The sequence below is a fragment of the Serratia sp. PGPR-27 genome (genome assembly GCF_022678525.1).
In the GTDB taxonomy this organism is placed as follows: Bacteria; Pseudomonadota; Gammaproteobacteria; order Enterobacterales; family Enterobacteriaceae; genus Serratia; species Serratia nematodiphila.
In genome coordinates, this window is sequence record NZ_JALBYS010000034.1 from 46,887 (window position 1) to 63,788 (window position 16,902).

At 62.3% G+C, this 16,902-nt stretch carries 18 protein-coding genes; 7 read left to right on the plus strand and 11 right to left on the minus strand.

Features of this window, described 5'->3' with window-relative positions; genetic code table 11:
• The first annotated feature begins 79 nt into the window (after nucleotides 1-79).
• Complete coding sequence (gene mutT / locus MMS95_RS17930) at nucleotides 80-484, plus strand: 8-oxo-dGTP diphosphatase MutT (protein ID WP_021505332.1); 405 nt, start codon at nucleotides 80-82, stop codon at nucleotides 482-484.
• Between the two features lie 39 nt (nucleotides 485-523).
• On the opposite strand, the gene yacG is transcribed toward mutT, so the two are convergent.
• From yacG to coaE, 3 genes are read right to left on the minus strand one after another with little or no spacing between them, the layout of a single operon-like run.
• Entirely contained in the window at nucleotides 524-715 is a 192-nt protein-coding gene (gene yacG, locus MMS95_RS17935; RefSeq protein WP_004932737.1) for a DNA gyrase inhibitor YacG, read from the minus strand.
• Between the two features lie 51 nt (nucleotides 716-766).
• Entirely contained in the window at nucleotides 767-1,519 is a 753-nt protein-coding gene (gene zapD / locus MMS95_RS17940) for a cell division protein ZapD (protein ID WP_004932732.1), read from the minus strand.
• Nucleotides 1,520-1,524: 5 nt separating this feature from the next.
• The gene (gene coaE, locus MMS95_RS17945) at nucleotides 1,525-2,139 is read right to left on the minus strand and encodes a dephospho-CoA kinase (RefSeq protein WP_004932729.1); all 615 of its coding nucleotides are present in this window, start codon (nucleotides 2,137-2,139) and stop codon (nucleotides 1,525-1,527) included.
• Nucleotides 2,140-2,501: 362 nt separating this feature from the next.
• Here coaE and MMS95_RS17950 point away from each other — a divergent pair, with 362 nt between their 5' ends.
• Nucleotides 2,502-3,545: a GMP reductase gene (locus tag MMS95_RS17950; protein ID WP_015376656.1), complete on the plus strand. Its 1,044-nt coding sequence runs from the start codon at nucleotides 2,502-2,504 to the stop codon at nucleotides 3,543-3,545.
• Between the two features lie 52 nt (nucleotides 3,546-3,597).
• Here the strand turns inward: MMS95_RS17950 and hofC are convergent, their stop codons facing one another.
• The 4 genes from hofC to nadC form a co-directional block, all read right to left on the minus strand.
• Complete coding sequence (gene hofC / locus MMS95_RS17955) at nucleotides 3,598-4,797, minus strand: protein transport protein HofC (RefSeq protein WP_164123136.1); 1,200 nt, start codon at nucleotides 4,795-4,797, stop codon at nucleotides 3,598-3,600.
• Nucleotides 4,794-6,236, minus strand: coding sequence for a type II secretion system protein GspE (gene gspE, locus MMS95_RS17960; RefSeq protein WP_118892714.1), 1,443 nt, complete (start codon nucleotides 6,234-6,236; stop codon nucleotides 4,794-4,796). The genes hofC and gspE overlap by 4 nt, the downstream gene beginning before the upstream one ends.
• 5 nt (nucleotides 6,237-6,241) lie before the next feature.
• Nucleotides 6,242-6,679: a prepilin peptidase-dependent pilin gene (gene ppdD, locus MMS95_RS17965; protein WP_015376659.1), complete on the minus strand. Its 438-nt coding sequence runs from the start codon at nucleotides 6,677-6,679 to the stop codon at nucleotides 6,242-6,244.
• A gap of 188 nt (nucleotides 6,680-6,867) precedes the next feature.
• Nucleotides 6,868-7,758, minus strand: a complete 891-nt coding sequence (gene nadC / locus MMS95_RS17970; protein ID WP_004932717.1) for a carboxylating nicotinate-nucleotide diphosphorylase — start codon at nucleotides 7,756-7,758, stop codon at nucleotides 6,868-6,870.
• 84 nt (nucleotides 7,759-7,842) lie between these two features.
• Between nadC and ampD the strand changes: the two genes are divergently transcribed.
• Nucleotides 7,843-8,439 (plus strand): 1,6-anhydro-N-acetylmuramyl-L-alanine amidase AmpD, encoded by a 597-nt coding sequence (gene ampD / locus MMS95_RS17975; RefSeq protein WP_015376660.1) that lies wholly within the window; start codon nucleotides 7,843-7,845, stop codon nucleotides 8,437-8,439.
• On the plus strand, nucleotides 8,439-9,293 hold the full coding sequence (gene ampE, locus MMS95_RS17980; RefSeq protein WP_004932714.1) for a beta-lactamase regulator AmpE: 855 nt from the start codon (nucleotides 8,439-8,441) through the stop codon (nucleotides 9,291-9,293). Before ampD ends, ampE begins: the two co-directional genes overlap by 1 nt.
• Nucleotides 9,294-9,353: 60 nt before the next feature.
• Here ampE and hemL read toward each other — a convergent pair whose 3' ends face one another.
• Nucleotides 9,354-10,643: a glutamate-1-semialdehyde 2,1-aminomutase gene (gene hemL / locus MMS95_RS17985; RefSeq protein ID WP_015376661.1), complete on the minus strand. Its 1,290-nt coding sequence runs from the start codon at nucleotides 10,641-10,643 to the stop codon at nucleotides 9,354-9,356.
• Between the two features lie 174 nt (nucleotides 10,644-10,817).
• On the opposite strand from hemL, the gene clcA reads away from it, so the two are divergent.
• Nucleotides 10,818-12,257 (plus strand): H(+)/Cl(-) exchange transporter ClcA, encoded by a 1,440-nt coding sequence (gene clcA, locus MMS95_RS17990; protein ID WP_033634217.1) that lies wholly within the window; start codon nucleotides 10,818-10,820, stop codon nucleotides 12,255-12,257.
• An 89-nt stretch (nucleotides 12,258-12,346) separates the two neighbouring features.
• A complete protein-coding gene (gene erpA, locus MMS95_RS17995) occupies nucleotides 12,347-12,691 on the plus strand; it encodes an iron-sulfur cluster insertion protein ErpA (protein WP_004932708.1) in 345 nt (114 codons plus the stop codon).
• Nucleotides 12,692-12,825: 134 nt separating this feature from the next.
• Here erpA and MMS95_RS18000 read toward each other — a convergent pair whose 3' ends face one another.
• From MMS95_RS18000 to mtnN, 3 genes are read right to left on the minus strand one after another with little or no spacing between them, the layout of a single operon-like run.
• The gene (locus tag MMS95_RS18000) at nucleotides 12,826-13,440 is read right to left on the minus strand and encodes a TRIC cation channel family protein (protein ID WP_033641866.1); all 615 of its coding nucleotides are present in this window, start codon (nucleotides 13,438-13,440) and stop codon (nucleotides 12,826-12,828) included.
• On the minus strand, nucleotides 13,440-14,225 hold the full coding sequence (gene btuF / locus MMS95_RS18005) for a vitamin B12 ABC transporter substrate-binding protein BtuF (protein WP_088382032.1): 786 nt from the start codon (nucleotides 14,223-14,225) through the stop codon (nucleotides 13,440-13,442). Before btuF ends, MMS95_RS18000 begins: the two co-directional genes overlap by 1 nt.
• A 22-nt stretch (nucleotides 14,226-14,247) precedes the next feature.
• Nucleotides 14,248-14,949, minus strand: a complete 702-nt coding sequence (mtnN, locus tag MMS95_RS18010; RefSeq protein ID WP_015376665.1) for a 5'-methylthioadenosine/S-adenosylhomocysteine nucleosidase — start codon at nucleotides 14,947-14,949, stop codon at nucleotides 14,248-14,250.
• A gap of 129 nt (nucleotides 14,950-15,078) precedes the next feature.
• On the opposite strand from mtnN, the gene dgt reads away from it, so the two are divergent.
• Nucleotides 15,079-16,596 carry a dGTPase gene (gene dgt, locus MMS95_RS18015; protein WP_076740945.1) on the plus strand — a complete coding sequence of 506 codons (1,518 nt, stop codon included), beginning with the start codon at nucleotides 15,079-15,081 and terminating at the stop codon, nucleotides 16,594-16,596.
• Nucleotides 16,597-16,902: the final 306 nt, after the last annotated feature.

The following is a 16,902-nucleotide window of genomic DNA, read 5'->3' on the forward strand; positions in this document are numbered from 1 at the left end:
GCCGGCCGCTGTTAACCGATAACACCCAGGGGTTCAGCTTGCTGAGCCCCTGTTTTTTGGCACCCATCAGGAGGGTGAGATGAAACATCTGAATATCGCCGTGGGCATTATCCGCAATGCTCAACAGGAGATCTTTATTACCCGCCGCGCCGCCGATGCGCACATGGCCGGCTTTTGGGAGTTTCCCGGCGGTAAGATCGAACAGGGTGAAACGCCGGAACAGGCGTTGAGCCGCGAGCTGCGGGAAGAGACCGGTATCGAAACCGAACGCGCCGAACTGCTGGAGGTGGTGGAGCACCGCTTCAGCGATCGCATCGTGACGCTGAATTTTTATCTGGTAGAAGCCTGGGCGGGTGAGCCGTTCGGCCGCGAGGGGCAACCGATGCGCTGGGTAAAACAGGCGGACCTGCGTGAAGACGAGTTCCCGGAAGCCAACGTCGGCATTATTCAGCTGCTGGTGGCACAGGCGAACGCCGCGCAATAACCAGTTTGGCCTGGCGTCCGCCAGGCCAACAGCGGGCGATCAGCGATCGTCCATTTCGCTCCAGTCTTCGCTTTCCGACAGATCGCTGTTGCTCGGAATGCGCTTCTCTTCATCGGCCCACTCGCCGAGATCGATCAGCTGGCAGCGTTTGCTGCAAAACGGCCGGAATGGACTGACTTCACCCCAAACCACGCCGGTGCCACAGGTTGGGCATTTTACTACGGTCGTCATAACGGTTCCTTACGCCTTCTGACAATACTGAGAAGGCTTTCTTTCATAAGTTCAACAACAGGCCAGTTCGAACGTCAGGCGTTCAGGCACCGCGCCATGTTCGCTGTCCAGCGGCAGGAAACGAATAGCATAACGCGTCTTATGGCCGGAAATCTGCGGATAAAGCTGCGGCGCCAGATGGAGGCGCAGGCGCAGCAGATCCGCCCCTTCGGCGTTGTCCTGGAAAAAACCGTTCAGGCTGATTTGATTGCGGAACGGCCCGGATTGGCGGATCAGATCCAACACCATGATCAGCGCCTGGTTCAGCGGATCCAGCGACTGCAGCCAGGCGGCGACGTCGGCATCGCGATCTTGCTGCGGCGCGTGCATCCACATGTGCAGGGTCGGCAGATCGAAGCTGCAGCAACCGCCAGGAATGTTCAGCCGCTGACGCACCAGGCCGATCAGCCGATCTTCGCGCAGCGCCTGGCCGAGGCGCGGCGCCGCCATCAGCGCCGATGAGCGCGACTTCAGCTGGCCGCGCAGCTGGTCGATCAGCGCCATATCCACGCCCGGCACATCGGCCCAGGCCAACAGTTTCTGCTGCTGGCGCTCCAGCTCTTTGAGCAGTTCGGTGCGCACTTCGCCGCGCTCCAGCACGTCCAGCAAGTCGGAAACGGTGCGAAAGAAGGTGAGGGCGATGGCGGTTTCACTCAGGGCGCGTTGGCCGTGCAGCTGTTGCAGCAGGAATTCGATGCGCAGCCAGGTGCGCATCTTCTCGTTCAGCGGGTGTTCAAAGAGAACGGTTGGGGAAACATCACTCATGCAGTTTAATCCTGTTGGGGCGCTGTTGCCGCCAGTTCAAGGTAGCGACGATGCAGAGCGGCGACCTGTGGCTCTATCCCCTGAGCGGCGCCGCTGTTGTCAATAATGTCATCCGCCACGGCGAGGCGCTGCTGGCGCGTGGCCTGGGCGGCGAGAATGCTCTGCGCTTGCTCACGGCTTACGCCGTCGCGCGCGATGGTGCGAGCCAGCTGGGTTTCGGCGTCGACGTCGATCACCAGCACCCGATCGGCGCGATCCTGCAGGCGGTTTTCCACCAGCAGCGGCACCACCCACAGCGCGTACGGGCTGGTGGCCTGCGCCAGTTGGCGCTGGGTTTCTCGGTGTATCAGCGGGTGCAGCAGCTGGTTCAGCCAGGTTTTGTCATCGGGATGGCTGAAGATGCGCTGACGCAGCGCAGCGCGATCCAACGCACCGTCCGGCAGCAACATTTCATTACCAAATCGTTCGGCGATCGCGGCCAAGGCAGGGGTGCCCGGCTCGACGACCTGACGGGCGATCACGTCGGCATCGACAAGGGTTGCGCCGTGGCGCGCAAAGGCGTTCGCGACGGTCGTCTTGCCGCTGCCTATGCCCCCGGTCAACGCAACAATGTAGGCCATGGTGTTAGGTGCATCCGATGTTCATAAAAAAATAATAGTCGAATCATAAAGCGATCGCGCAGAAGTGCAAGTCGGCAGGCGGCGCTTGCGCATCGGCACCGATTGGGTGGCGAGAAAAAACGCAGCGGCACGGCAAAAATGAGCGGGCAATCACACTGCGATTATGCAGGTAAATTTGTCGGATTGTAGCGTAAATAAAGGCGAATTCGCAGTCTTGTTCGGCGATTATTAGCGCGTATTATAACGTCACTGGAACTGGCATTAATCTCGCCGCCGTCTTTTTGCGCCACTGGAAAGCCGTCGGGTAGAGGTTCGAATATCCTCCTTGCGATCCGTCGCCATTAACCAGGAAATCATAAGTCATGCGTATTGAAGAAGATTTGAAGTTGGGCTTTAAAGACGTGTTGATCCGCCCTAAGCGTTCCACGCTGAAAAGCCGCTCCGAGGTTGAACTGGAACGTCAGTTTACCTTCAAGCATTCAGGTTGCAGCTGGTCCGGCGTGCCGATTATCGCAGCCAACATGGACACGGTGGGCACCTTCCGCATGGCCGAGGCCCTGGCTTCTTTCGACGTTCTCACCGCCGTACACAAACATTACAGCGTCGAGCAATGGGCTGACTTCGTGCAGCGCATGCCGGAATCGGTGCTGCGCCATGTGATGGTGTCCACCGGCACCTCCGAAGCCGACTTCGCCAAAATGCAGCAAATCCTGGCGCTGTCTCCGGCGCTGAAATTCATCTGTATCGACGTGGCCAACGGCTATTCAGAGCATTTTGTCGCCTTCCTGCAGAAAGCGCGCGAAGCCTGCCCGAACCACGTCATCTGCGCCGGCAACGTGGTAACCGGCGAGATGGTGGAAGAGTTGATCCTCTCCGGCGCCGACATCGTTAAAGTCGGCATCGGCCCGGGGTCGGTATGCACCACCCGCGTGAAGACCGGCGTGGGCTATCCGCAGCTGTCGGCGGTGATCGAATGCGCCGACGCGGCCCATGGGCTGGGCGGCCAAATCGTCAGCGACGGCGGCTGCTCGGTGCCGGGCGATGTCGCCAAAGCCTTCGGCGGCGGTGCGGACTTCGTGATGCTGGGCGGCATGCTGGCCGGCCACGACGAGTGCGAAGGCACCGTGGTGGAAGAGAACGGCGAGAAGTTCATGCTGTTCTACGGCATGAGCTCTGAGTCGGCGATGAAGCGCCACGTCGGCGGCGTAGCAGAGTATCGCGCGGCCGAAGGCAAAACCGTCAAGCTGCCGCTGCGCGGCGAGGTGGAGTTTACCGTGCGTGATATCCTCGGCGGCTTGCGTTCCGCCTGCACCTACGTCGGCGCCGAGCGTCTGAAAGAGCTGACCAAGCGCACCACCTTTATCCGTGTGGCGGAGCAGGAAAACCGCGTCTTCGGCAGCAAATAAGCCGCAGCTTGCATTCGGGCGCCGCGCACCGCGGTGCCCGCTATCCTCTTCTTTATCCCAGCACGCTGCCCAGTTGAAAGATAGGCAGATACATGGCGATCACCAAAGCGCCGACAATCCCGCCCACCACCAGCATCAACAGCGGCTCCAGCGTTTGCGCCAGCGTATCGGCCAGCTCGTGCGTCTGCCGTTCATACCACTGCGCCAACTTATCCAGCAAGGCGTCCAGCGAACCGGACTCCTCGCCCACCCGCACCAGCTGCCGGCACAGTGGCGGAAACAGCGGTTGCAAACCCAGGGCCTGATGAAACGCTTCGCCTTCGGCGATCTGCCGTTGCACCTGCTCCAGCGCCTGCCGGTACAGCGGATGATCCGCCGCCAGCGCCGCCGCGTTCAAGCCTTCCACCAGCGTCAGCCCCGCGCGTTGGGTCATGGTCAGGATACGAAATGTTTGGCTCAGCGCGCCGCCGCTCACCAGCCGGGCAATCAGCGGCAGGCGCAGCAAGGCGGCCTGTTCGCGTTGGCGCCACGGAGGGCGCGGATGCAGCCAGCGGCAGTAGCCGAACAGCAACGCGCCGAGCAGCAGCGCCAAATAGGGGCCAACGGCGATCAGCAGCGCGGACAACCCCAATAATCCTTGGGTAAACCAGGGCAGCGGCGCATCGAACGACTGATAAACCTTGGCAAATTCCGGCAGCACCATCACCAGCATCAGCACGCTGACCAGTAGCGCCACCGCGCAGATGAAGAGGGGATACCGCAGCGCTTTGGTCACCTTGCGGCGCAGCAGCAACTGGGCCTCCTGTTGTTGCGCCAACTGCAGGCAGCAGCGATCGAGGTTGCCGGTCAGTTCGCCGATGGCGATCAGTTGGCGATAGATCAGTGGAAAAACGCTTGGTTGTGCGGCAAGGCTTTCGGAGAGTGGCTGCCCTTCGCGCACCTGGTCGGCCAGCTGGCGCAGCAGGCAGCGCCAGGCTGCCGAAGGATGCTCTGCTGCCAGCAACTGCAGCGTATTGACCAGCGGCAGCCCGGCCTGCAACAGGGTAGCGAGCTGGCGGGTGAAGTGGATTAAGGGTTCTCCGCGCCATTGGCCGGGCGTGACGCGTTTGCCGTGCCCGATCCGCCAAGGTTGCAGGCCTTGTTCGATCAGCAGCCGGCTCACCTGCCGTTTTTCCTCGCTCATCAGTTCGCCGCGGCGTAAGGTGCCCTGAGCGTCGAAAGCCTGCCACAGAAACAACCGGCGCGCTTTCATGGCGTGGTTACGCCGGGCTGGACGACGTCGATCACGCGGTACAGTTCTTCCAGCGAGGTCGTGCCTTCGGCGGCCAGCGCCAGACCCGCCTGCAGCAGCGAAAGCTGCCCCTGTTCGCGGGCGATATCCGCCAGCAGACTGGGAGCGGCGTTCGCCAGCAATGCCGCCTGAATTTCCGGCGTAATGGCCAACAGTTCATACACGCCGATGCGCCCATAATAGCCGCCGAAGCAGTGCTCGCAGCCGTCGGCGCGCCAGGCGAGCAACGGTTCCGCCCAGAGCGCGGTGGGAAAATGCGCCGGCTGGCTTTGCGGGTAGCGGCAGTGGCGACACAGCCTGCGCACCAGCCGCTGGGCGACGACCAGCTTCAGGCAGCCGGCGAGCAGGTAGCCGGGGATACCCATGTGCATCAGCCGCGTCAGGGTTTCAGCCGTGGAGTTGGTATGCAGCGTCGACAGCACCAGGTGGCCGGTTTGCGCGGCCTTGACCGCGATCTCGGCGGTTTCCGCATCGCGGATCTCGCCGATCATGATGACGTCCGGATCCTGGCGCAGCAGGGCACGCAGCACTCGGGTGAAGTTCAGCTCGGTTTTGGCGTTGATCTGGGTCTGATTGACGCCGAACAGCGGGATCTCGACCGGATCCTCGACGCTGCACAGGTTGCTTTGCGCATCATTCAACTGGCGCAGCCCGCTGTACAACGTTACCGTCTTGCCGCTGCCGGTCGGGCCGGTCACCAGGATCAAACCTTGCGGGCAGGCCAACGCTGCCGCGTAGCGCGCCAGATCCGTCCGGCTCATGCCCAGTTGATCCAGCGGTAGCTCTTGCTGCTCGCCCTGCTGAACGCGCAGCACCACCTTTTCGCCGTGCAACGTCGGCAGGGTGGCGATGCGCATGGCATAGCGCGCGCTGTCCAGCGTCAGGCTGAGCTGCCCGTCCTGAGGTTGACGGCGCTCGGCGATATCCAGTTGGCCGAGGATCTTCAGCCGGGCGATGAGGCGCGCAGCCAGCTGCGGCGGCGGTGAGGCAAGGGTTTGCAGCACGCCGTCGATGCGCAGGCGAATGCGAAAATGCTGCCGAAAGGGCTCAAAGTGAATGTCCGAGGCGCGGCGCTGAATGGCCAGGCGCAGCGTCTGGTTGATGAACTGTACCACCGGCGCATCGCCGTCGTCGGGGTAGGCGATGTCGGTCGTGTCCTCTTCGGCCGTCAACGGCGCCGGGAGCGGCTCGTGGTGCTGGTTCAGCGCCATCTCCAGCCTGGCCGCCGGCCATTGTTCCAAATGGATGCGCTTGCCGGTGGCGAAACGCAGTGCCGCCAGCAGCCCCTGCGGCGCTTCTTCGCTGAGCGCGACCGTCAGGGTGGTCGGGTCTTCGCTCAGCGCCAGCGCCTGATAGCGCCGGCACAGGGCGTGAACCTCTTCGCTGATTTGCGCGTTCATCGCCATTACTCCGCCGCGTTGTCGAAGCGGAAGACTTCCTGGCACACCTCAACCAACGTCGCGTTTTCGCTGCTGCACAGCCGGGTCCAGCGGGTCAGCCCATCGGCGTTCGACTTGGGGGTTAATGCCACCGCCAGGCCCTGTAGCGTTTGGCTGCCGGTCAGCGTGATCACGCCTTTGACGACTTTCACCCCGCTGACATAGCGCGACGTGCCGCCGGTGGGAATGCCTTTGCTGCCGGACTCGCAGCCGGCGGGCGCGCCTTCGTCCAGCACGCACAGCTCGACCGCCATTTTATACGGCGCCATGGTTTGCAGCATGTCGGTCATCGCCGCTTTCTGGATGTAGCGCTGGTAGGCGGGAATGCCGATGGCGCTGAGGATGGCGATGATGGCGATCACCACCATCAGTTCGATCAGGCTAAAGCCGCGTTGTGTTTCCATGCGTTGTTTCCTCCATAAGGGTGTGGAAAACAACGGTAGCGGTTTGCGCGGGGGAACGGCGAGCAGGTTTTACGCGTTTCTCGGCGTACTTCCATCAGTAATGATGTGGTTTGCAGCGGTGAAAAAAACGGTGCGAGGGGCTTCGCAAACTGCGGTAACGCCCCCGGCAGCGGCCGGGGGCGAGGGGATCATTTGAAGCGCATCGACAGATCGAGCGCGGTCACATGCTTGGTCAGCGCGCCGACCGAAATGTAATCCACGCCGGTTTCGGCGAAGGTGCGCAGCGTCTCGCGGGTGACATTGCCGGACACTTCCAGCTGGGCGCGGCCCTGGGTTTGGGCGACCGCCTGACGCATCATCTCTACGCTGAAGTTGTCCAGCATGATGATATCGGCGCCGGCATCCAGCGCCTGCTGCAGTTCATCGAGCGACTCGACTTCCACTTCCACCGGCACGTCGGCGTGCAGCCAGAAGGCTTTTTCCACCGCGTTCTTGATCGAGCCGGAGGCGATAATGTGGTTTTCCTTGATCAGGAAGGCATCGGACAGCCCCAGCCGGTGGTTGCTGCCGCCCCCGCACAGCACGGCGTATTTCAGCGCGGTGCGCAGGCCGGGTAAGGTCTTGCGGGTATCGAGCAGGCGAGTCCGGGTGCCTTCCAGCAGGGCCACATAGCGGCTGACCTCGGTCGCCACACCGGAGAGCGTCTGCACGAAGTTCAGCGCGGTGCGCTCGCCGGTCAGCATCACCCGCGCCGGGCCGCGCAGCCGGCAGAGCGGTTGGTTCGGCGTCAGACGGTCGCCGTCCGCCACCAGCCACTCCACCTGCACCTGATTGCCCAACTGAATAAAGACTTCGTTCAGCCAGCGACGGCCACAGAACACGCCGGCTTCGCGGGTGATGACGGTGGCTTCGGCCTGTTTGTCTGCCGGTAACAATTGCGCGGTAATATCGCGCCCGGCGTCGACTTCGCCCCCCAGGTCTTCGCGCAGCGCCTGGGCGACGGCATAGGGAATATCACTTTCAATTCGTTCAAGAAGCTCGGTGCGGCGACTGTCGGCACTGTAGCGGCGTGTCGGCATGGAAAACTCCGAAATGGACGGTTAGATCGTAGGGGAACATGCTACTCTGTTGCAGGAATAAGTACCACCGCAGAGAGGTGTCTGATGCAGTTGGAAAATGGCTGGATTGTTGGGGTGACGCGAGTGCTCTCGCCGCACTGCGATCGGCGCCCGGATGACGAGCCGCCCTCGCTGCTGGTCATCCACAACATCAGCTTGCCGCCCGGCGAGTTCGGTGGCCCCTATATCGACCAGCTGTTCACCGGCACGCTCGACCCTGCGCAGCACCCTTATTTCGCCGAGATCCATCAGCTGCGGGTGTCGGCGCATTGCCTGATTCGCCGCGGCGGAGAGATGGTGCAGTATGTGCCTTTCGACCAGCGTGCCTGGCACGCGGGCGTTTCCCTGTATCAGGGACGTGAGCGGTGCAACGATTTCTCCATCGGCATCGAGCTGGAAGGCACTGACCAGTTACCCTACACCGAAGCGCAATATCGCACGCTGCAGGCGGTCACCGTGCTGCTGGCCGAACGTTATCCGCCGCTGGCGGCCAATATCGCCGGGCATTGCGATATCGCCCCCGGCCGCAAGACCGATCCCGGGCCGGCGTTCGATTGGGATCGCTATCTGGCATCTCTGGAACAACGCGGCGCGCCCGCCGACGCTATGCTTGAGACAAGAAAAAGGGAGAGGAATCGCTAATGACGCTGTTTACGCTGTTGCTGGTTTTGGCCTGGGAGCGCCTGTTCAAGCTGGGAGAACACTGGCAGCTGGATCATCGCCTCGAAGTGGTATTTCAGCGGCTGCATCGGGTTTCGCTGGCACAGACGCTGGCGATGACCGCCGCCTGGATGGTGATCGTCTGGGGCGTTCTGTGGTTGTCGCACGGGCTGTTCTTCGGCGTGGTGACGCTGCTGCTGTGGATCGTCATCGATCTGCTGTGCGTCGGCGCCGGCATCAAGCGGAAACACTACCGCGCCTACCTGAAAGCGGCGCGGCAGGGGGATATCCACGCCAGCGATCAGATGGCGGAAGAGCTGGCGTTGATCCACGGCTTGCCGGTGGACTGCAGCGAAGAGCTGCGCCTGCGCGAGCTGCAAAACGCGCTGCTGTGGATTAACTTCCGTTATTACCTGGCGCCGCTGTTCTGGTTTGTGGTCTTTGGGCCGTACGGGCCGATCGCGCTGGCGGGGTATGCCTTTCTGCGCGCCTATCAAACCTGGCTGGCGCGCCACAATACGCCGCTGGAGCGTTCGCAATCGGGCATCGATCACCTGCTGAACTGGCTGGACTGGATCCCGGTGCGTTTGGCTGGAGTGGCCTACGCGCTGTTTGGCCACGGTGAACGCGCGTTGCCGGCCTGGTTCGCCTCGCTCGGGGATCGGCATTCGTCGTCGTATCAGGTGCTGACGCGGTTGGCCCAGTTCTCGCTGGCGCGCGATCCGCATATGGATCCGGTGCAAACGCCGCGGGCGGCGGTGACGCTGGCGCGCAAGGTGACGATGATCATCGTGGTGGTGGTGGCGCTGTTGACCATTTACGGCACGCTGCTTTAAGCCGCAGAGAAAAAAAACGGGCGCCGAGGCGCCCGTTTTTTTTTGGCCATTCGGCCGGGATTACAGCTTGGCGAAGCAGCGACGCGCGGCGTCGATGGTGCGCTGGATGTCTTCCTTGCTGTGCGCCACGGACATGAAGCCCGCTTCGAAGGCGGACGGCGCCAGATACACCCCTTCTTCCAGCATCAGGTGGAAGAAGCGCTTGAAGCGTTCCACGTCGCACTGCATCACGTCCTGGTAGCAGGTGACCGCCGGCGCGTCGGTGAAGAACAGGCCGAACATGCCGCCGACGTTGTTGACCACCAGCGGAATATTCTCCTCCTGCGCCGCATGCAGTAGGCCTGCGGCCAGCATCTCGGTCAGTTCGGTCAGCGTCTGGTGCACGCCGACCTGTGAGACTTCGGTCAAACAAGCGTAGCCCGCCGCCATGGCGATCGGGTTGCCGGACAGGGTGCCGGCCTGGTAGACCGGGCCGGTCGGCGCCAGCGCGTCCATTACTTCGCGACGGCCGCCGAAGGCGCCCACCGGCATGCCGCCGCCGATGATTTTGCCGAGGCAGGTCAGATCCGGCTCAACGCCGTAATAGGATTGCGCGCCGGCCAGCGCGACGCGGAAGCCGGTCATCACTTCGTCGATGATCAAGAGCGCGCCGTACTTGTCGCACAGGGCGCGCAGGCCCGGCAGGAATTCCGGCAGCGGCGGCACGCAGTTCATGTTGCCGGCGACCGGCTCGACGATGATACAGGCGATTTCGGACGGGTACTGTTCGAAGGCGGCGCGCACCGAATCCAGATCGTTATAGGTGCAGGTCAGAGTGTGCTTGGCGAAGTCGGCCGGCACGCCCGGTGAGTTCGGCTGGCCGAGGGTCAGCGCGCCGGAGCCGGCTTTCACCAGCAGGCAGTCGGCGTGGCCGTGATAGCAGCCTTCGAACTTGATGATTTTATCGCGGTTGGTGTAGCCGCGCGCCAGGCGGATGGCGCTCATGGTGGCTTCGGTGCCCGAGTTCACCATGCGCACCATATCCATCGTCGGTACCAGCTCAGTGACCAGCTGCGCCATTTTGACTTCCATCTCGGTCGGCGCGCCGAAGCTCAGGCCGCGCTGCGCCGCTTCGATTACCGCGTCGCGGATCGCCGGGTGGTTATGCCCCAGCACCATCGGCCCCCAGGAACCGACATAGTCGATATAGGCCTTGCCGTCGGCATCGAACAGGTAAGCCCCGTCTGCCCGCTCGATAAACAGCGGCACACCGCCCACGCCGGTGAATGCACGCACCGGAGAGTTTACCCCGCCGGGGATCAACTGTTGCGCCTGGGCGTACAGACTTTCGGACTTGCTGTGTAGGCTCATAAATCGGCTCCTGGATTCTCTTTTGAATGATTTGACCGCGCTATTCTAGAGGAGAGCGCCGCGTTATGAAACGATCACAGTCAGATACCATTAACGGCAGCGTCCGCCGCCAGGTTGGGGTAGAATTATCGCTCTGCCTATTTGTATTACAAATTACCTGACGAATCACTCGCGATGACAGAATCACAATCACAGCCCGTCGGGACGTTGAGCCCGCGTCTGCGCCGCAGCGATGCGGTGCGTCAGTTTATTCGCCGCGATAAAACCCCGGTGGCGATCCTGGTGATGGCCGCGCTGGTGGGGGCGCTGGCCGGTTTGCTCGGCGTGGCCTTCGATAAAGCGGTGGAGTGGGTGCAGCAGCAGCGGCTGGCTTCGCTGGCGCAGGTCGCCGACTCCTGGCTTCTGGTGTGGCCCCTGGCGTTTATCCTGTCCGCCGCGCTGGCGGCGCTGGGCTATTACCTGGTGCGGCGCTTTGCGCCTGAGGCGGGCGGCTCGGGCATTCCGGAAATCGAAGGCGCGCTGGAAGAGCTGCGGCCGGTACGCTGGTGGCGCGTGATCCCGGTGAAATTCATCGGCGGCATGGGCACGCTGGGGGCGGGCATGGTGCTGGGGCGTGAAGGGCCCACGGTGCAGATGGGCGGCAACGTCGGGCGCATGGTATTGGACGTGCTGCGCATTCGCGGCGCCGAGGCGCGTCATACGCTGCTGGCGACCGGGGCCGCCGCCGGGTTGTCCGCCGCGTTCAACGCGCCGCTGGCCGGCATCTTGTTCATCATCGAAGAGATGCGGCCGCAGTTCCGCTACAACCTGATCTCGATTAAAGCGGTGTTTATCGGCGTGATCATGTCGAGCGTGGTGTTCCAGCTGTTTAACGGCCAGGGGGCGGTGATCGCGGTCGACAAACTTTCTTCGGCGCCCATCAATACCCTGTGGCTCTATCTGGTGTTGGGGGCAATCTTCGGCGCGGTGGGCGTGGGTTTCAACGCGCTGATCTTCCGCACCCAGGACATGTTCGCGCGCCTGCACGGCGGCAGAATGCGCAATGTCTTGCTGATGGGCGGGCTGCTCGGCGGCGTGTGCGGCATTCTGGGGCTGATCCAGCCGGAGGCAGCGGGCGGCGGCTTTGGGCTGATCCCGATCGCCGCGGCGGGCAACTACAGCGTCGGCATGTTGATGTTTATCTTTATCACCCGCATCTTCACCACGCTGCTGTGTTTCGGTTCCGGCGCGCCGGGCGGCATCTTCGCGCCGATGCTGGCGTTGGGCACGCTGTTCGGCACCGCCTTCGGGCTGGCGGGGGCGCATCTGTTCCCGCAGTACGGCATTGAGGCGGGCACCTTCGCCATCGCCGGCATGGGGGCGCTGTTCGCCGCCACGGTGCGCGCCCCGCTGACCGGCATCGTGCTGGTGCTGGAAATGACCGACAACTACCAACTTATTTTACCGATGATCATCACCTGCCTCGGCGCCACGGTGGTGGCGCAGCTGCTCGGCGGCAAGCCGCTGTATTCGTCGATCCTGGCCCGCACGCTGCAAAAGCAGGAGGCGCAGCTGGCGCGGGAGGCGGCGCAGAAAACAAGTAAGGAAAATACAACAAATGCGGTGAATACTTGAACGCAACACTCAGGTATCGGATAATCGTTAATATTAATCAGGCAGCCATAGTCGCGATCTGATGCTGAACAATGTTGGGAGTAAAGAGTATGAGTGATCAAACGGCACTGCCCCTGCAATTTACCGAGGCAGCAGCAAACAAGGTGAAGTTCCTGATTGCTGACGAAGAAAACCCGAACCTGAAGTTGCGGGTTTATATTACCGGCGGCGGCTGCAGCGGATTCCAGTACGGCTTCACTTTTGACGACAAGGTCAACGATGGCGACATGACCATCGAGAAGCAGGGCGTGGCGCTGGTGGTCGATCCGATGAGCCTGCAGTACCTGGTCGGCGGTTCGGTGGACTACACCGAAGGGCTGGAAGGATCGCGCTTTGTGGTGACCAACCCGAATGCCAAAACCACCTGCGGTTGCGGTTCGTCGTTCAGCATCTGAGTTTGCCTGCCAGAATATCAACCCGCTCGCCTTACGGCCGGCGGGTTTTTTTATGCCTACCCTTCCACGAGGATCACTGCCGTGCCGTTCTCCTGCGCCGGCCGGCCGGCCGGCCGTGAGTGATGTGCGGCGGCTCAGCGTTCGAGAATAAAGGCGGGCAGCTTGAGGTGCCAGCGGATGGCCGCCAGCCGAATGGCCAGCGTGATGACCATACCCAGCATCATGGCCTGTTGTAGCGGCATGTTGAAGGTGTAAAACGCCGTGGCGTGCGCGATGCCGCCGATGATGCAGGCGGTGGCGTAAATTTCGGTGCGCAGGATCATCGGGATCTCGCGTGCCAGCACGTCGCGGATAATGCCGCCGCCGACGCCGGTAATCACCCCCATGCAGATCGCCACCAGCGGGCCGGTGCCGGCCGCGAAAGCCTTGTTGACGCCGATGCCGACGAACACCGCCAGCCCGACGGCGTCGAGCACCGGAAGCACCCATTTCGGCAGGCGGCGCGGCTGGCGCACCAGCAGCAGCGTCAAGACGCAGGTGATCATTGCCACCACCAGATCGGTGGGATCCTTGACCCAGAACACCGGGCCGTTGGCCAGCGCCATATCGCGGATGGTGCCGCCGCCGACCGCGGTAACCACGCCCAACACCAACACGCCAAACGGATCCATGCGCAGCTTGCCGGCCAGCAGCACGCCGGAGACGGCGAACACCGCCGTACCGAGAATATCCAGCCAGAACACCAGCATCAGCGGATCTCCGCCAGCTGGCGGCACAGCTGCTGCGCCGCCAACAGTAGGCGCGGCCCGCCGCGATTGAACCAGTCTTCGTTCAGCGCGATCACCGGCACCTGCAGCTGCGGCGCCCAGAAGGCTTTCACATTGGCGGCCTCTTTCGCGCCGCCGGTGATGACGATGGCCTGCGGCTGACGCGCCAGTACCTGCTCGCGGCTGATCTGCGGCCAAGGGGTGCGGCTGTCGGCGAAGACGTTCTGCCCGCCGCACAGCGCCAGCACCTGGCTTTGCAGCGTGGCGCCGGAGCTGGTGAACAGCGGCTGGGTGCCGAACTGCAGCAACACACGGCGTGGCACGTTAGTGGCGTACTGTTGCTTGAGAGCGGCGAACTGGCGGCGAAGGCCTTCTGCGGCCTGATGCGCCTGGTCCGGGTGCGGGCTGTAGCGCGCCAGCTTGTCCAGCAAGCCGACGATCCCTTCGAGATTGTCGGCGTCCGCATAGAAGATCGGGATGCCGAACGCGGCGAGCTGATCCAACGCGCGTTGCGGATTGCCGCCGCGCCAGGCGAGGATCAGATCCGGCTTGAGCGCCAGCACCCGCTCCAGATTGATGCCCTGCCAGGAGGCCACCTGCTCCAGCCTGGCGGCCTGCGGCGGGTAATCGGAATAGGCGCTCGCCGCCACCAGCACATCGCCCATGCCGGCGGCATAGGCGAGTTCGGTGGCGTTGGGCGCCAGGCTGATCACCCGCTGCGCGGCGCCGGCCGGCAGAGCCAGCCAGAGCGCCAACAGGCAGAACATCGAGGTGAAGCGCAGTCTCACATCAACCGCGCTTGGCCAGGGTTTGCAGCATGGCGTTGACCATCAGCGTGGACTGCTTGGCCGCTACCACCAGGAACTCGTCAAAGCTCATGTGCGATTCGCTGTCGGCGACGTCGGAAATGGCGCGCACCACCACGAACGGCGTGCCGAACAGATGGCAGACGTGGGCGATCGCCGCGGCTTCCATTTCCACGGCGGCGACGCTCGGGAAGGTGGCGCGGATGCGCGCCAGCGGTTCGGCGCCGTTGATGAAGGCGTCACCGCTGCAGATCAGGCCGCGCACCGCGTGCAGATCCAGCTGTTTGATGCAGCTTTCCGCCAGCGCGATCAGCGCGTCGTCGGCGACGAACGCCGCCGGGCAGCCGGCCATCTGGCCCGGCTCGTAGCCGAAGGCGGTGACGTCGGCGTCGTGGTAGCGCACTTCTTCCGACACCACGATATCGCCCACGCGCAGCGTGCTGGCCAGGCCGCCGGCGGAGCCGGTATTGATCACCACGTCCGGGCTGCAGTGCTCCAGCAGCAGGGTGGTGCCCATGGCCGCAGAGACTTTGCCGATGCCGGATTTCAGCAGGGCCACGTCAACGCCGCCGATCTGGCCGGTGTAGATTTCGCAGCCCGCGCGCTGGATGGTTTGACGGTTTTCGATTTGATCGCGCAGCAGGGTGACTTCCTGCTCCATTGCGCCGATGATGCCTACTTTCATAAATAACACTCGCTGATTGGCCGTGAGAATTGCGGCATAGTCTATCATGGCTGTGTAAGAGAGATAATGCGTTGCATCCGCCGCCGGGAATTGTTATCACGGGGGCAGGGCGCAACGGCGGAGAAACAGATGTCCGGGATCGACTTCAAGCAAAAAATCAGCTTCCAACGGCCTTTCAGCAAACCGATCGAGGCCGAGGAAGAGTACGACATCGTGCGGCAGTTCGAGAGCGATCGCGGGCGCATCGTCAACTCGGCCGCCATTCGCCGTTTGCAGCAAAAAACCCAGGTGTTTCCTCTGGAGCGCAACGCGGCGGTGCGCAGCCGCCTGACGCACTCGATGGAGGTGCAGCAGGTCGGGCGCCATATCGCCAAAGAGATCCTCAACCGCTTCAAACAGGCGGGTAAGATCGATGAATTCGGCCTGACCCGGCTGCTCGATCCGTTTGAGAGCATCGTGGAAATGGCCTGTCTGATGCACGATATCGGCAATCCGCCGTTCGGTCACTTCGGCGAGTCGGCGATCAATGACTGGTTTGCCCAGCGGCTCGATCCCACCAGCTGCGGCAGCGAGCCGGGCAGTCACGATCGCTGCCAGGTCGCGGCGCTGCGCCTGCATGAAGGGGAGAGCGATCTGAACCGGCTGCGCAGCCGGATCCGTCAGGATCTCAGCCACTTCGAGGGCAACGCCCAGGCGATCCGCATGGTGTATAGCCTGCTGAAACTCAATCTGACCTACGCGCAGGTCGGCTGCATTTTGAAATACACCCGCCCGGCTTATTGGGCGGGCGACATCCCCGCCAGCCACAGCTATTTGATGAAAAAGCCCGGCTACTATCTGGCGGAAGAGGCCTTCGTCGATCGGCTGCGGCGTGAGCTGCATATGGGCGAGTTCGATCGTTTCCCGCTGACCTACATTATGGAGGCCGCCGATGATATCTCTTACTGCGTGGCCGATCTGGAAGACGCGGTGGAGAAGAGCATTTTCACCGTCGAGCAGCTGTATCAGCACCTGATTCAGGAGTGGGGCGAGGTGGCGCCGGGCGATCTGTTCGACAAGACCGTCGCCAGCGCGTTTCGCAAGATCGATCGCGGTGGCGCGCGGCGCAGCGCGGAAGATCAGTTCTTCATGTATCTGCGGGTGTTTACCGTGGCGCGGCTGGTGCCGCACGCGGCGCAGCGCTTTATCGACAATCTGGACGCGGTTTATCAGGGCAGCTTCAATCAGGCGCTGCTGGAGGATTCCAGCCCGGCCTACCGGCTGCTGAAAATATTTAAAAATGTGGCGTTCAAGCATGTGTTCAACCACCCGGAGGTCGAACAGCTCGAGCTGCAAGGCTACCGGGTGATCAGCGGCCTGCTGGACATTTACAGCCCGCTGTTGGCGATGTCGCTGGCGGACTTCAGCCTGCTGGTGCGTGAGGACAGCCACCGCGCTTACCCGATCGAAACGCGCCTGTTCCACAAGCTGTCCACCAAGCATCGGCTGGCGTATGCGGAGGCGGTAGAAGGGCTGCAGCATTTATCGCCGGAGCAGCAAGCCATTCGGGAATATTATTTCCGCGCGCGTTTATTGCAGGACTATATCAGCGGAATGACCGACCTTTATGCCTATGATGAATATCGTCGATTAATGGCGGCGGAATAATTAAGCTGAGGAATAATTATCAGCAATTCCAACCGGTTGGCTGTCTTGATTTTTGTAAAGACGGACAATATTTGTTTACTATTGCCAATCATCTGTGCCGGAACTTCAGGCTATTAATTAACTCTGAATAAGCACGCAAGACGGCCATTCTTTTTTGAACGACTTTATAAGAGACACACAGATGAAAAAAACCGCATTAGTTCTGAGCGCATTGGCATTCAGCATCGGCATGGCGATGGGCCCGGTGACGGCCAGCGCCGCTGAAACCGCCTCTTCCAGCACCCAGCAGTTGCCGAGCCTGGCGCC